Genomic DNA, 15554 nt, shown 5'->3' with positions numbered 1-15554 from the left:
AGTAGGCACTGCATCACATTCTACCGTAAGATCAGCAGGTAAGGCTTCATTGAAGGTAGGTGCAGTGGTATCTTCAATAGTCAACGTTGCAGAAGTAGAAGTCGTATTACCACAATCATCAGCTACAGTATAGTTTACTGTAATTGTACCTCCTAAACCACAAGTAGACACAAGGTTATTAAAGTCAAAGTCAGAAGTTATCGTAAGACTTGTAGAACAGTTTTCTTGAGCACAACTTTCTAAAGCAGCAATATTAGACGTGTTCCAATCCTCAGCTAAAGTTTCGTTGTTAGCTCCGTTACATTCAATAGTTGAAGTTTTTATATCACATAAACTTAAATCAGGAGCAGTGTTGTCTGTAACAGTAATAGTTTGAATTTGGTCTGCAGCTGCATTACCACAATCATCTACTAAAGACCAAGTTCTTGTTATAATGTATGAACCTTCACAAGTTCCGTCAGTTATAGTATCTGTATAAGTTGCTTCAAGATGTGTTGAACAAACATCACTTTCATCTATAACATCTCCTGTTATAGAAAGAGATGCGTCATAGTTGCATTCAGAATCAGCAAATATTTCAATATCATCAGGAGCTGTAAATGTTGGAGGAGTTGTGTCTATTACAGTAATAGTTTGATTAGCAGAAACAGAATTACCACACATATCAGTTGCGGTCCAAGTTCTTATTACTGTTTTAGTATTTCCACAAGAAGTTGTTTCACTGTCTGAACCAGATATAGTTACCAAACCGCATGTATCTGTACCAGTTGCTGCTTCAAATTCTGCAGCTACCTTTTTAAACGTAAGAGTATGGATTAAATAATCATGATCAAAATTATCAATAGCATATGGTGCTGAAAATTCTACACGGTCAAAAGCTTCACCATTATCAGTTGTAAATAAAATAGGATTATATACGCTATCGTTTCCACCATAATGTCTTTTTGTTGTACCAACTTGCTGATTATTTAAGTAAAATGTTAAATAAGCATCTTCGTCAGGGTTTTTCCATCCAAATGTTACATTGATATACAATTGAGGAACACTAAAATCTACTCTAATAACTTCTGTTCCAGTAGAATTAGCGCCTAACTCACCTGAAGCACCAGAAATATCTCCTTCAACTCCAATACCAAGGTTTATTGTCAGGTATAGCAAAGTTTCTAGGTTCATAATTATTACTATTACTTGGTTTAAACCAAGCAGAAACAGAGTACTCATCATTAATAACAGAATAATTACTACTATTAATTACACTCTCGTTTTGAATTACATCATTGATAGGAGGAATCTCTTGACCACATTCAATTGTAATATCGGCAGGAACTGATATTATTGGTGGCGTAGTATCTTGAACGGTAATTGTTTGTGTAGCTGTTGCTGAATTACCACAAGTGTCTGTAATAGTGAAAGTTCTAGTAACAATTATAGGACAATCGTTAGTTGAAGTTATAACATCATTATAGGTAATAGTTTCAATATTATAATCATCTGAAGCATTATAGTTACTGTTTGAAGAAAAAATGTTTTGTACATCATTTGAGCCAAATTCATTAAATTCAAAAACAGCATTTGAACTAGTAATATCTGAAGCCGAGCAACCTTCAATTGTAATTTCAGAAGGGACTGATATTGTTGGTAAAGTTGTATCTACTAAAGTTATTACTTGGGTATAGTTTTCAATTGTATTTCCGCATGCATCTGTAAAATTCCAAGTATTGGTAATTGTTCCTACAGTAGGACATGAAGCATTGGCAACAAAGTTACCTGAAGTTTTGATAGGAGTAAGATTACTACAACTAGCTACAGGTGCTAATAACTGAGCATTATTTATTGCATTTGTATCATTATATTCTACGGTTGTGTCTAGCTCATTAGGAGCTGTTAACCATGTTGCAGGTGCAGGAGGATTTACGTTTACTGTTGTGTAAAGATAATTACCTTGATTACAAGCATCAATGCTATTAGAACTTAAAGTATTATATGTGCTTCCATTTATAACTCCAGAATAAGTTGCAGTTAATTGAGAGCTTAAAGTTGCAGAGCAACCATTTTCTAAATAATAACATTGGTCATTAACAGTTGTTTCAAAACTTAAGCTTAATGAATCTCCTACGTCTAACAGACCATTAGCAGCATAAAAAGTTAATTGTCTAGTACTGTTATTGTAACTGTACGTAACACCAGACGGTAATCCTGCAATAGGTTCTACTAATTCAGAACCTATAGGTACCGTAGTTGTAAAAGAAATATTTGCAGCATCATCATTACCTGAATTGGTGGTAGATGCTGTATAAGTTACTGTTTGTGGTCCTCCGTTAGGTGTAATGTTATTTGGAGTAGCCGTGTAAAATATAGGGTCTAATTTTGGTTCATACACTTCTACAGCAAGACCTAATAGATATAAACCATAAGCTTCTTGATTAGAAGTTAATCTTAAAGTTGTAGATGTTTGGTTATTGTGTAATAATGTATTTCCGGTGTTATTTAAAGAAAAGACAGCAGAATCAAATCCTAAAGTGTTTAAACTAGAAGGATTTCTATCGACAAAATTAGAGTTGCCATTTGTAATTCTACTATTAAAAAAGTTATCCGAAGGTCTTAATGGAGCATCTAAATCTACAAAGTTATTAGAAGAGTTTAGCATTTGTAATCTGTCTCCAGACAAATCACGATCACCTTCTAAAGCTCCAATAATTAAATCAGAATTAACAGGACCATTTGGTACAGTTTGAAAACCATTAAAATCAATATTAAAATTGTTATTTGAACTAGTTACATTAGCATAACCATCAAAAAGAGATATGTTTTTTCTTGTTAATTGATCTGTTTTGTATACTAATACAATTTGCCATCCACCAGAAGTACCCGTGTTATTTCCGTCATGCGAGTAAAGGTAACCTTCTCTACCTTCGACGTTAGCAACTTGGTATTTTCCAAAAGAATTATTGTTATTTAAAACACTAGAAGTGATATCTTTTACACAAATGTAAGCATCATTAATAAAGTGAGGATTTTCATCACGTCCTCTAAAAATGACTTCATCTGCAGATACAGTTGTATAATTTGTTTGCCCAGGAAGCATTAATTTAACTTTATTGTAATGCCAATTAGGTTGATTATCATATTCATAACCATTATTTTCAACACCTTTGTCTGCTGCTGCCCAATAAAGTAAAACCTTATCAATTGTTAAACAAGCATCATTAGGGTATGGATTAGAAATGTTTGCACTACTAGAATTAAAAGTAGAGTTATCATTATCAATATCTACATAAACATTATTAGAGAAGTCATGGTTTCCATCTTCTCCATTATAATTTCCAGTAGCAGTTCTAGAAATTGTATTGTTACCCACAACAATAACATCTCCGTTAATACTACTTTGGTATCTAAGGGAAAATCCTTTTTTTACTTGAGCTGTACCTGGTGTTGCAAATGCTAATGCAGCAATTACGGTAAGAGCTTTAAGACTTTTTATTATAATAGTAAGTTTTTTCAAAATGGTAAAAATTAATTTATAGCTAATAGATAATTAACAGTGTAAAACTGTTTCACATTTACATTCTTTAAGAAAGTCGATTTGGTTTTTAAAATATTGTAACACATACACACACTGTTTTACTTTATAATTTTTAAAAAATTACATACATTTAAGGTGCTACTACAATGTTTAAGGGAAAAGTTCTGTAGGGTCTTAGTATTTAGATTCAAGGGTGAAAATTAATTAATAGCTTTACAAATGAAGTTTTAATTATGCTTACAAAAAAAAAAAATGATATATCACAAATTTTATCGACAAACGGTAAATGGGTTTCTAATAATCTTAAAAATATACACTTAAACGACTACTATGAACAAGATTTTACAGCTATTTAGACACGGAAAATCATCTTGGAAGCACAATTTACCAGACCACGATAGACCATTGAAGCAAAGAGGCTTTAACGATATTAATCTAGTTTCAGAGCACATAAAAAAAGATTTTTTAAAGCCAGATTTGATACTTTCAAGTACAGCAAATAGAGCACGTACTACTTCGGAAAATTACATCGAAAATTTAGGACTAAAAACTGTCAATTTTCAGCTAAAAAAAGAACTTTATGATTTTTCTGGTGAAGCTGTTTTAAATCAAATTTATAATTGTGATAATTCAGTAAATATTTTAACCATATTTGGACATAATTTTGCACTAACAGATATATGTAACAAGTTAGGAAACAATTATATAGATAATTTAACCACTAGTGGTTTTGTACAAATTGAATTTGAGCAAAATGACTGGAAAAAAATTAAAAATGGTAACACTACAAGAATTGTCTTTCCAAAACATTTAAAATAGCCAATCTATTTAAATATATTTGTAGTAAAATTTGGCTTAATGAACAACTACATCATAGACAATAAGTACATTAACAGAGAGCTAAGCTGGCTTCAGTTTAATCATCGTGTTTTACAAGAAGCAGCAGATGAGTCTGTTCCGTTAATAGAAAGATTACGTTTTTTAGGAATTTTTTCTAATAATTTAGACGAATTTTTTAAAGTAAGATACGCTACAGTTAAGCGTATTGACTATGCTGGTAAAGCAGGAAAAAGCCAATTAGGAGGTATAAAAGCTTCAGATTTGTTAGATATTATAACAAAAACCGTTATTGATCATCAAACCGAAAGTCTTAAAATTTTAAGTAAAATTCAGAAAGAGTTAGAGGCCGAAAATATTTTCATCATCAAAGAAAATAAAGTCAACAAGTCTCAAAAACAGTTTCTTAAGCAGTATTTTTTAGAAAAAGTTAGTCCAGCTTTAGTAACTATTATTTTAAACCCAGATATAGAACTTCCAAACCTAAAGGATAGTAATGCTTACTTAGCAATAAATATGGTTATGGAAGACAAAGCTAACCAATATGCGTTGATCGAAATATCTAAATCAATGCAACGCTTTATAGTGCTTCCTAAAGTAGATGATAAGCAGTATATTATCATGTTAGATGATATGTTACGTTTATTTTTAGACGATATTTTTAATGTCTTTAGTTATCAAACAATATCTGCGCACATGATTAAAATTACTCGTGATGCAGAGTTAGATTTAGACAGTGATTTGTCTAAAAGTTTTATGGAAAAAATAAGTGATAGCGTTAAAGATAGATTGGTCGGAGAGCCTGTAAGATTTGTGTATGATAAAACAATAGATAAAACCACTTTAGACTTTTTAATGTCTATAATGGGTATTGATAATACAGATAGTATCATACCTGGTGGACGTTATCATAACAGACGTGATTATATGGATTTTCCTAGTTTAGGAAGAACAGATTTGTTGTACGATAAAATTGCACCTTTACAAGTCAAAGGATTAAGTCTTCAAGACAGTATTTTTAAATCTATAGCTAAAAAAGACTATTTACAATACGCACCATATCATACGTTTACATATGTGGTTAAATTTTTGCGTGAAGCAGCTTTAGACCCAAAAGTAAAGTCAATAAAAATTACTATTTACAGATTAGCACAGATTTCTCACGTCGCAAGTTCGCTTATTAATGCTGCTAAAAACGGTAAAAAGGTAACTGTTTCTATGGAAATTCAAGCGCGTTTTGATGAAGAGGCTAATATCGCTTACGCGGAACAAATGCAGCGAGAAGGTGTTAACCTAATTTTCGGAGTTCAAGGATTAAAAGTACACAGTAAAATGTGTGTGATAGAGCGTGAAGAAGATAAGAAAACCAAACGCTACGGATTTATAAGTACAGGTAATTTTAATGAGTCTACAGCACGTGTTTATACAGATTTCACTTTATTTACAGCCAATCAAAAAATATTAAAAGACATCAATAAAGTATTCAACTTTTTTGAAGTTAACTATAAGATTTACAGACATAAACATATAATAACATCTCCGCATTACACTAAGGATAAATTATTTGCTTTAATTGATAACGAAATTGAAAACGTTAAGCAAGGCAAGCCAGCTTTTATCAAGTTAAAAATGAATAGTATATCAAGTTACAAAATGGTTGATAAGTTATATGAAGCAAGCCAAGCAGGAGTAAAAATACAGATGATTGTTAGAGGTATTTGTTGTTTGGTACCTGGTGTAAAAGGAATAAGTGAAAATATAGAAGTTATCAGTATTGTAGATAAGTTTTTAGAACATACACGACTTTATATTTTCTGTAATAATGATGATAATAAAGTTTATATTTCGTCTGCAGATTGGATGACTAGAAATATAGATAATAGAGTAGAAGTCTCATGTCCAATTTATCAAGAAGATATCAAACAAGAATTATTAGACATCTATGATATTTGTTGGAGTGATAATGTAAAAGCTAGAGTATTAGACAAATCTCAAAAAAATCATTACCGCAAAAACAATCAACCAAAAGTAAGATCGCAATTTGCTACTTATGATTATTTAAAAGAAAAACTAAACTAACAACATGTTAACCATTCAAAAATATGCTGCAATAGACATTGGTTCTAACGCTGTTCGACTTTTAATTTCAAATATAATTGAAGAAAAAGGTAAACCAGTACGCTTTAAAAAAAGTTCGTTAGTGCGTGTTCCTGTTCGTCTTGGTGCAGATGTATTTATAAAAGAAAAAATCTCAAAAACTAATAAAGAACGTATGCTAAAAACCATGCAAGCGTTTAGTTTGTTAATGCAAACACACAATGTTGTTAGGTATAAGGCATGTGCAACGTCTGCAATGCGCGAAGCAAAAAATGGACAACAAATAGCAGATTTAGTATTACAAGAAACAGGAATTAAAATAGATATTATTGGAGGCGAGGAAGAAGCTGCAATTATAGCAGCTACAGATCTTCAAAGTTATATTGACGAGAATAAGACCTATTTATATGTAGATGTTGGAGGAGGAAGTACTGAATTTTCTGTAATAGATAAAGGGGAAAAAGTATCGTCAAAATCCTTTAAAATAGGTACAGTACGTCTTTTAAATGATGTGGTTAAAAAAGAAGCTTGGCAAGAACTTGAAGAATGGATAAAAGACGAAACTGCCAGATTTGAAAAAATAGATGTTATTGGTTCTGGTGGAAACATTAATAAAATATTTAAAATTTCAGGAAAAACTTTAGGCAAACCTTTGTCATATTTCTATTTGACGTCATATTATAACACGCTACAAACCTATTCTTATGAAGAGCGTATTTCGCAATTAGACTTAAACCAAGATAGGGCAGATGTAATTATACCAGCAACACGTATTTATTTATCTGCGATGAAGTGGAGTGGCGCAAAAGATATTTTTGTCCCTAAAATTGGTTTGGCAGACGGAATCATAAAAAGTATATATAACGATACGGTTAAGAGCCATACAAAGTTAAAATAATACACTTCGTCTGTTTATTGTCATAGATTAAATAATAATTATATATATTTACTATTAAGATTTTAAAAAAACTAAACTCAACCTCTTATAACTTTTAAAATATGAAAAAAACTATTCTTTTCCTTACTTTAATCTTAGCTTCTTTTTATGGATTTTCTCAAAACTCTGTATACGGAGTTAGAGCTGGTGTAAATATTTCTGATTTAGATTTTGAAGATCAGTTTGATGATACGCCTCATACACACAGAAACGGTTTTATGATTGGTTTTTTTGGAGAGTATAAATTATCTAATTTAATTGATATAGCTCCAGAAATTCAGTTTTCTGCAGAAGGATCAAAAGAAGAAGAATTAAGAATTAATTATATTCAATTACCAGTATTATTTAAGTTTAACTTATCTAATGATTTTGCATTAGCAGTAGGACCACAAGCAAGTTTAAAAGCTCATGAGTATGATGATGGTGTAAAAAACTTTACATTTTCTGGTGTAGCTGGAATTGACTACATGATTACTGATGAATTTTTCTTAGATTTTAGATACAAGTATGGTTTACAAAACCTAATTGATGACGAACAAGGTATTGAAATTAAAGGAAATACAATGCAAATAGGATTTGGAGTAAAATTCTAATATATTCAATAAATAGTAAGTGTTAAAAAGCCTTTTCTAAGTTAGAAAAGGCTTTTTTATTTTTATCCGTGTACTGTTTCTTTTGTACCTAAGTCTTTCATAATATTGGCTTCATATTCTAATAAATCTTGCCATTTTTTATCCACTTCTTCTCGGTTTCCATATTTACGTGCATAACCTAAAAACATGGTGTAATGATTGGCTTCACTAACCATTAATCTTCTATAAAATTCGGCTAACTCTTTATCTTTTAACTCTTCAGAAAGTAACCTAAAACGTTCGCAACTTCTAGCTTCAATTAACGCAGCGTACAATAATCTATGTACTAATTGGTTGGTTCTGCTGCCTCCTTTAGGAAAGAATTTTAAAAGTTGAATAACATACTCGTCCTTTCTATCTCTACCCAAAGTCCAACCACGTTCAATAATTTTATCATGCACCATTTTAAAGTGGCTCATTTCCTCTTTAACCAAAGCTGTCATTTCTTGTACAAGCTCTGTATATTCAGGAAAACTTACAATTAAAGAAATTGCTGTACTTGTTGCTTTTTGCTCACAAAAGGCGTGATCGGTAAGTATTTCTTCTATATTTTTTTCTACAATATTAACCCAACGCGGATCGGTTGGTAATTTTAATCCTAGCATAATAATGTATTAAGCAGTTAAGTAATTTTGATTTAAATCGGTAAGGTTGATTAGTTTTTTGTCTCCTTTGTTATCAATAACTAATTCAAAAACCTTTTCAGCATTTGTTTTTGGTTGAGTAAATAAAATATTTAAAACTAATTTATTTTGATTTAAACTTTCCTCTTGATTTACCCAAACACTTTTTAAAATTGAAGTTTCCATGTAATAAGAAACCGTTTTGTCATGTTTTAAAACATACTGTTTGTCAATAACATCATGAAAGATAACAGAGTTGAGACTTGCAACTATTTCAGCTTTAAAATCTCGATAATGATATTTGTAATTTATAGAGTCGTGTTTAAATTGTTTAAGATATGAAGATTCCATATCTGTAAACGTTTTTACATTAACATGATAGCCATTACTTAAAATGGTATCTGTTTTTACTTCAGAATATTCTTGAGGGAAATAAGATACACGTTCAGAAAATGATTCTAATAAGTTTTTTTCTTTTAAAATTTCTTTTGGTGTTCTGTTTATTCTATCTCTAGCATCACAGCTAATTAGTGTAATGATAATTCCTAAAATTAATACGGTAAACTTATTCATTGTCATAAAGTTACAACTTATACATCTAAATCAAAAGCTTTACGAAGCAATTCAATATTAGGGTTTTTTTCCTTGAGTTTCTCGTACTTTTCAATAGGTGTGTAAGCATATTTTTTTTCCATCACTTCATCTACGGTAATATCTAAATTTATGTCATAATTATTTAGACTTTTTCGTAAATAAGACATTAAGTCGAAAGACTGACGCTCAACTTCAACCTTATTTGTTGCATTAGGAAATGTTAGCTTTACAGTCACACCATCTTCAGCTAAAGTTGGTTGATCTATAGATAGAATAGAAGCAAGGTTAAATTGACCTTTGGCTTCAATTTCGTTAACAAATAGTTTCCAGTGATTTCTTAACTCTTCTTCTGTAAAAGCATCTTTAGGAAGGTTTTCTTCATCTATAACAACATCAAGTTGTCTAATTTCGTGTTCCTTTTTGGCTTTTATACTTTTTAAAGATAATCCTGACGTACGTTTTTTTGTTGAAGCAATTCCTTTTTCTAAAACAATTTTAGGTTTTGCCGGTTCTACAAATTTTTGAAGTTCAGGATTAACTTTTGGAGTATCTTTTTCTACTTTATTAGTGACTTCAACAGGTTTTTTAACAGGAATAGGAGTAATGCCCTTTTTTCTGAAATAGCTTGGTGGAATTATGTAACGTCTGCTATTTTTTTTTTCTCCATCAAAAGTGATAGAGGCAAGTTGCATTAAAGTAAGTTCGACCAGAAGACGCTGGTTTTTACTGCTTTTATATTTTAAATCGCAGTCGTTTGCAAGATTTATACCTTGTATTAAAAACTCTTGACTGGCTTTATTGGCTTGGTCTAAATATTTCTTTTTAGTGTCTTCTCCAACTTCTAAAAGCTCTACAGTAGCAGGATTTTTGCAGACTAATAAATCTCTAAAATGTGATGCTAGTCCAGCAATATAATGATGACCGTCAAAACCTTTAGATAAGGTCTTATTAAATTGAAGTAATAGCTCAGGGATTTTATTATCTAAAATAAGGTCTGTACTTTCAAAGTAAGTCTCGTAATCTAATACGTTTAGATTTTCGGTAACAGCTTGTCTAGTTAAATCTTTACCAGAAAAACTAACCACACGATCAAAGATTGAAAGTGCATCACGCATGGCACCATCTGCTTTTTGAGCAATAATGTGTAATGCATCATCTTCTGCATTTACGCCTTGTTCTTCTGCAATGTATTTTAAATACTCTTTTGCGTCTTTAACTGTAATGCGTTTAAAATCAAAAATTTGACAACGCGATAAAATAGTAGGGATTATTTTATGTTTTTCAGTAGTTGCTAAAATAAAAATACAATGTTTTGGTGGCTCTTCTAAAGTCTTTAAAAAGGCATTAAAAGCGGCTTGAGATAACATATGCACCTCATCAATAATATAAACTTTGTACTTACCAACTTGTGGTGGAATACGAACTTGATCTGTTAAGTTTCTAATATCGTCTACAGAGTTGTTGGAAGCTGCATCTAGCTCAAAAATATTAAAAGCGTAATCTTCTTCAGAGTTTTCATTGCCTTCACTGTTAATCATCTTTGCCAAAATACGTGCACAAGTGGTTTTTCCAACTCCACGCGGACCAGTAAATAACAATGCTTGTGCAAGATGATTGTTTTCTATGGCGTTAAGTAAAGTGTTTGTAATAGCAGATTGACCAACAACATCCTTAAAGGTTTGTGGTCTGTATTTTCTGGCTGATACTACAAAATGTTCCATAGACATTAAATTGATTACAAATTTAAAAAATAGCTTAATAAAAAGGAAGTTTGTTGCTTCAATTTATTTTGAGTTATTAACAACATTAAAGAATTATAGTTTTTCTAATTAATTAAAAATTAAATTCGTTTAATAACAGATAATTCAACTGAAAACTTCTTTAAATTATTATATTAATGATAAAAAGATCAACTGTAACAACTAATAATTATTCTAATCCTTTAATAAAAGAATTAAAATGGTAAAAAAACTAACTGCTATTACTTTTCTTACACTTTTGTCAACATTTGCATTTTGCCAAAGTTTAGATGCTCAAGTAGACAAAATTTATAAAGTAGAAGATAATACACCTGGTATTTCAATTATAATCGCTAAAGGCGAAGACATCTTACTAGAAAAACAATACGGTATTTCTAATTTGGATTATGACATACCAATTACAACTGAAACAGTTTTCGACATTGGATCAATCGCGAAGCAATTTACGGCATACGCAATACTTTTGCTAGAAGAACAAGGTAAATTATCCATTAAAGAGCCTGCCTATAAATATATCAATCATTTACCACGCTACCCAAAAGGGAACCCAACCATTGAACATTTGCTAAATCAAACAAGTGGAATTAAAGAAGTTGATGGCATTGCAGGAATTGTTGATTTTAGCAGGAATGATTTACTTACTCAATCGCAAATGATGAATTTTATTACAAAAACGACATCATTAAATTTTAAACCTGGAGAGTACTTTCAATATACCAATTCAAACTATATTTTGCTTGCTGATATTATAGCCAAAGTTTCTGGGAAATCTTTTGCAGATTTTATGCAAGAAGATGTTTTCGAACCATTTGGAATGAAAAATACCATAAAGAAATCTAGTACTTATTCAATTATTAAAAATAGAGCAATAGGATATGTAGAAGATGAAGGCAGTTTCTATAAAACACATTTACATAGTTTTATTTATGATGGAGACGGACAAGTACTTACTACTTCAAAAGATATGTTGAAATGGCATTTAGGTTTGCAAAATGTTAAAAAGCTAAATCCTAAATTATATAATAAAATGCATACCAAAGCCAAGTTAAATAATGGTAATACTATCAATTTTGGTTTAGGCGTAGAGTTTGAAAATTATAATAACTATCAAGCAATTGGTTTTGACGGAATGATATTAGGTGGTTTTGTTTCTAAATATCTTTATTTTTCTGAATTAGACATCATGTTTTTTACTACTCAAAACACCTTTGATTCAGGTTTTGAAGAACAGTTTTTTCAGTTAGTTGACTTATACATTTCTAACAACAATTTCAATTACAAATCGAAATATAGTGAAAGTACCAAAAAAGTAAAGCTATCACAAAAAGAACTACAATTATACGAAGGAAACTATCTTTTTATGGGTAGCGATGTAGAGGCAATTAAAACAAATACAATACAACTTAAAAATAATGAGCTTACTGTACTTACTACTGATGGTGAAGAAATAACAAGATTAAAACCTATTGGAAACCATCAATTTATGTTTAATGACAAATTAGTTGTTTTTGACTTAGAGTCTGATAAAAAAAGTTATAAATATTATAATTCTAAAAATGAATTACCTTGGCTTTTTAAAGAATACAGTCCTACTAGTTACAACGAAAAGCAATTAAAAGAATTTGAAGGACAATACTTTAATTCAGATTTCCAAATCAGTAAAAAAATTAAATTTAAAGATGATAAACTATTTGTTTTTAGCAGAAACGGTGCTTGGAAAAATGAGATAAAACCTCTTAGCAAAGATGCTTTTGATTATTCATCTGACTTGATAATCTTTTTAAGAGATGAAAATAAAAAAATAATTGGTTTAAAAATTATGGAAGTTTTTTTTATAAAAATATAATTATCGTTTCGTATATGCTCATAAATTAGTTTATCGTAATTTTGCTCCAGTAAATCGCCTTATCGCTAAAAACTCAACTTTGTTGGGTTTCTCTTTTTTTGAGATTCCCACTTTCGCGAGAATTTAGAGGAAAGTCCGGACACTATAGTGCAATTATAGTGGTTAACAGCCATCCGCCGAAAGGTGAGGAAAAGTGCAACAGAAAGAATGTACAGGTCATGCTGTAGTGAAATCAGGTAAACTCTATAAGGTGCAATACCATGTATATTAACGTTTGAGCGCTGCACGTGCGATGTTAAAGGGTAGGTAGCTAAAGTGTGTTGGTAACAGCACATTCAGATAAATGATAAGGACGCTTTTGCGTACAGAATCCGGCTTATAGATTTACTATTTTATAAAGAAACCACCTTTTTTGAGGTGGTTTTTTATTTTTTGTCATTTCGAACAAAGTGAGAAATCACATAAGGATGAGATTCCTCGGAATGATAAATTGGTTTCATATTACTCTTCTTCTGTCAGTTCAAAAAAACTGAACATATTACCGCCATAACTTTTAGAATGAGAATACTGCGCTAGACCTGATAAGTCGGTATGTTTAGAGTGTTCTAAAATTAAAAGTCCATTGTCTTCTAATAGGTTATTTTGAAAGACTAATTCTGGGATTTTTGCAAATTCTTCCACTGGAAATTCATATGGTGGATCTGCAAAAATAATGGTGTACGATTGTTGATGATTTTCTAAAAAACTAAATACATCACTTTTAATGGTGTTGATAGACATTTCAAAACTTTCAGCAGTTTCATTAATGTATTTTATACAACCATAATTTTGATCAACGCAGGTAATGTTTTCGGTACCTCGTGATGCAAATTCGTAACTGATATTACCCGTACCAGCAAATAAATCTAAAACAGAAATTTCATCAAAATAATATTGATTATTTAAGATGTTAAATAAGGCTTCTTTAGCCATATCTGTTGTTGGTCTAACGGGTAGTTTTTTTGGTGCAACTATCTTTCGTCCTTTGTATTTTCCAGATATAATTCGCATTAAAAACTTTTTAATAAAGTGAAATTAGAATAGCTGTATGTTGGTTTTTCCGCGAAAGCGAAAGTGTCAAATCTATTACCAAAACTAACATGTCTTACATATTTGTAAGCTATTTTATAAATAGGATGTTCTTTATTTAAATTGCCTAAAAAGACAAGCTCTACAGTTTCTGGATTAAGTTGTAATTGCTCAAAAGTAAAAAGTAAATAGTAGACAAAATCTTCTTTAGTTTGATAATTAAATGTGTTGTAAAGTGTTAATTTACCTGTATTAAATGCAATAACCTCGAAGCTTTCTGTATTAACATTTACGTATACTTTAGAAGTATTGTTATTCTTTTCTAAAGTCAATAATTGCTCTATTAATACTGTAGAAAAGTGTTTGTAAGTAAAGCTTCCAAACTTGTCAAATAAGTAATTGTTTATGTTTGTAAATGGCACATAAACATTGACACTATCATTTTGATTAATATCATCAAAAGTGATAAAATCAGTCTTTAAAATTTTGGTGTTAAATTTTAAATAGTCTGCTAAGTTGTCTTCGTTAAACAAAGGTTTTGGGACTAGAGTAGACCATTCGTTTTCATGTATAACGGTTAACTTATTAAAGTTTTGTTGCAGATTAGAATTTGTATTAAACTCATGCTTTACAGCGTCTAATAAGTCTGATGGTGTTTTTTTAGAAAAATCTACATGTTGTAGATAAGTGATGGTATTTGTATCTGTGTTTAGGATACAAAAAGAAAGTCCACTCAAACTTAGTTGAATGGACAGTTCTAGGTTGGTTAAAATATTATGTGTATTATTCGTTATTGCCATAAGTTTTTGGCCAGTTTCCTACTGTTTTAACTTCGTCCATAGACCCAACACGTAAAGCATCTCCGTTAACACCTTCTACAGATAATACTTCTTTTTCTTTAGAAACTAAATCTTTAGGTTGGTCAAATAATAAATCGTCTTTTTTAACAAATGCTTCAAATACAGGTATTTTATTATCTCCATCTGTTAGCTCTCCTGCATTTAAAGTAAATTTAGTACCAGGTTTAGCGTTTGGTACTTCCATCATTGTTTTGTATCTAGTAGAAGTTTTAAATAAACTATCTTTTACAGGCACGTATCCAATAGTATCTGTAATTACAATATCTTTAAACATTTCTACACCACCATAAGCCTTGGTTCTTTCTTCGTCAACAACACTAGAGTCGCGTCTTTCTATAATTGTAAATTGACCATTTTCAATAAACTTAATTAAAGTATCGTAGCTTTTTGTAAACTTTCCGTTTACTTCTCTGTATGCTAATTCAGAATCTCTAATGTCTTTTAATTTTTCAATTGCAGCAGCATAACGCTTTACTTTTAATTGATTAAATTTAATTTCTCCATAAACAGAGTCAAAAGTTAAGTAACCTAAAAGGATAATTAAAGCCCAAAGTGCAATTACAATTACAGGTTTTACTTTTGAAGGTAAATATTTGTCAATTAGCCATACAATTGCAAAGGTTAAAAGAATGGCACCAATAATAATTAATATTAAATTTAGCATAGTGTTTTTATTAAAATATAATTAAGGTCAGTGACAAATCTACAATTTTTTTTTATTCGTAAAAACCATTTGTTGGTAAAAATGATTTATATATTTGAGAAAAAGTTTTTAAA

Annotated in this window: 12 protein-coding genes, 1 other RNA gene and 1 pseudogene; 6 read left to right on the top strand and 8 right to left on the bottom strand. The window is 30.4% G+C overall.

The features are described from left to right. Together WA327_RS11425 and WA327_RS11420 are read right to left on the bottom strand one after the other, a co-directional pair. Positions 1–1173 (bottom strand): annotated as a pseudogene (locus tag WA327_RS11425) (hypothetical protein); the annotation flags it as partial. Beyond that, entirely contained in the window at positions 1121–3502 is a 2382-nt protein-coding gene (locus tag WA327_RS11420) for a hypothetical protein (protein WP_336069830.1), read from the bottom strand. The pseudogene WA327_RS11425 and the gene WA327_RS11420, both read right to left, overlap by 53 nt. A gap of 351 nt (positions 3503–3853) precedes the next feature. Here WA327_RS11420 and WA327_RS11415 point away from each other — a divergent pair, with 351 nt between their 5' ends. The 4 genes from WA327_RS11415 (at position 3854) to WA327_RS11400 (ending at position 7987) form a co-directional block, all read left to right on the top strand. Next, positions 3854–4342: a histidine phosphatase family protein gene (locus tag WA327_RS11415; RefSeq protein ID WP_336069828.1), complete on the top strand. Its 489-nt coding sequence runs from the start codon at positions 3854–3856 to the stop codon at positions 4340–4342. Positions 4343–4381: 39 nt separating this feature from the next. Continuing rightward, positions 4382–6439, top strand: coding sequence for a polyphosphate kinase 1 (gene ppk1 / locus WA327_RS11410; RefSeq protein WP_336069826.1), 2058 nt, complete (start codon positions 4382–4384; stop codon positions 6437–6439). Positions 6440–6443: 4 nt separating this feature from the next. Further along, on the top strand, positions 6444–7355 hold the full coding sequence (locus tag WA327_RS11405) for a diol dehydratase reactivase ATPase-like domain-containing protein (protein WP_336069825.1): 912 nt from the start codon (positions 6444–6446) through the stop codon (positions 7353–7355). A gap of 101 nt (positions 7356–7456) precedes the next feature. After that, positions 7457–7987, top strand: a complete 531-nt coding sequence (locus tag WA327_RS11400; protein ID WP_336069824.1) for a porin family protein — start codon at positions 7457–7459, stop codon at positions 7985–7987. 62 nt (positions 7988–8049) lie between these two features. On the opposite strand, the gene WA327_RS11395 is transcribed toward WA327_RS11400, so the two are convergent. Genes WA327_RS11395 through dnaX form a run of 3 tightly spaced genes read right to left on the bottom strand, consistent with a single transcriptional unit; the run spans position 8050 to position 10964 of the window. Then, positions 8050–8631, bottom strand: a complete 582-nt coding sequence (locus tag WA327_RS11395) for a tRNA-(ms[2]io[6]A)-hydroxylase (protein ID WP_336069822.1) — start codon at positions 8629–8631, stop codon at positions 8050–8052. A gap of 9 nt (positions 8632–8640) precedes the next feature. Continuing rightward, positions 8641–9222, bottom strand: coding sequence for a hypothetical protein (locus WA327_RS11390; RefSeq protein ID WP_336069820.1), 582 nt, complete (start codon positions 9220–9222; stop codon positions 8641–8643). A gap of 17 nt (positions 9223–9239) precedes the next feature. Then, positions 9240–10964 (bottom strand): DNA polymerase III subunit gamma/tau, encoded by a 1725-nt coding sequence (dnaX, locus tag WA327_RS11385; RefSeq protein ID WP_336069817.1) that lies wholly within the window; start codon positions 10962–10964, stop codon positions 9240–9242. Positions 10965–11202: 238 nt separating this feature from the next. On the opposite strand from dnaX, the gene WA327_RS11380 reads away from it, so the two are divergent. Both WA327_RS11380 and rnpB read left to right on the top strand, forming a co-directional pair. After that, on the top strand, positions 11203–12849 hold the full coding sequence (locus WA327_RS11380) for a serine hydrolase domain-containing protein (protein WP_336069815.1): 1647 nt from the start codon (positions 11203–11205) through the stop codon (positions 12847–12849). A 46-nt stretch (positions 12850–12895) separates the two neighbouring features. Continuing rightward, positions 12896–13244: RNase P RNA component class A (rnpB, locus tag WA327_RS11375), an RNA gene on the top strand. A 106-nt stretch (positions 13245–13350) separates the two neighbouring features. On the opposite strand, the gene rsmD is transcribed toward rnpB, so the two are convergent. Genes rsmD through WA327_RS11360 form a run of 3 tightly spaced genes read right to left on the bottom strand, consistent with a single transcriptional unit; the run spans position 13351 to position 15441 of the window. Next, on the bottom strand, positions 13351–13899 hold the full coding sequence (rsmD, locus tag WA327_RS11370; protein ID WP_336069812.1) for a 16S rRNA (guanine(966)-N(2))-methyltransferase RsmD: 549 nt from the start codon (positions 13897–13899) through the stop codon (positions 13351–13353). Then, positions 13899–14717 carry a DUF3822 family protein gene (locus WA327_RS11365; RefSeq protein WP_336069810.1) on the bottom strand — a complete coding sequence of 273 codons (819 nt, stop codon included), beginning with the start codon at positions 14715–14717 and terminating at the stop codon, positions 13899–13901. Before WA327_RS11365 ends, rsmD begins: the two co-directional genes overlap by 1 nt. Then, positions 14701–15441: a hypothetical protein gene (locus WA327_RS11360; RefSeq protein WP_336069808.1), complete on the bottom strand. Its 741-nt coding sequence runs from the start codon at positions 15439–15441 to the stop codon at positions 14701–14703. The genes WA327_RS11365 and WA327_RS11360 overlap by 17 nt, the downstream gene beginning before the upstream one ends. Positions 15442–15554: the final 113 nt, after the last annotated feature.

The sequence above is a fragment of the Mesoflavibacter sp. CH_XMU1404-2 genome (assembly GCF_037029465.1).
Lineage (GTDB): Bacteria > Bacteroidota > Bacteroidia > Flavobacteriales > Flavobacteriaceae > Mesoflavibacter.
The sequence above is the reverse complement of the archived record's forward strand: the minus strand, read 5'-3'. Positions and strand labels throughout refer to the sequence as shown.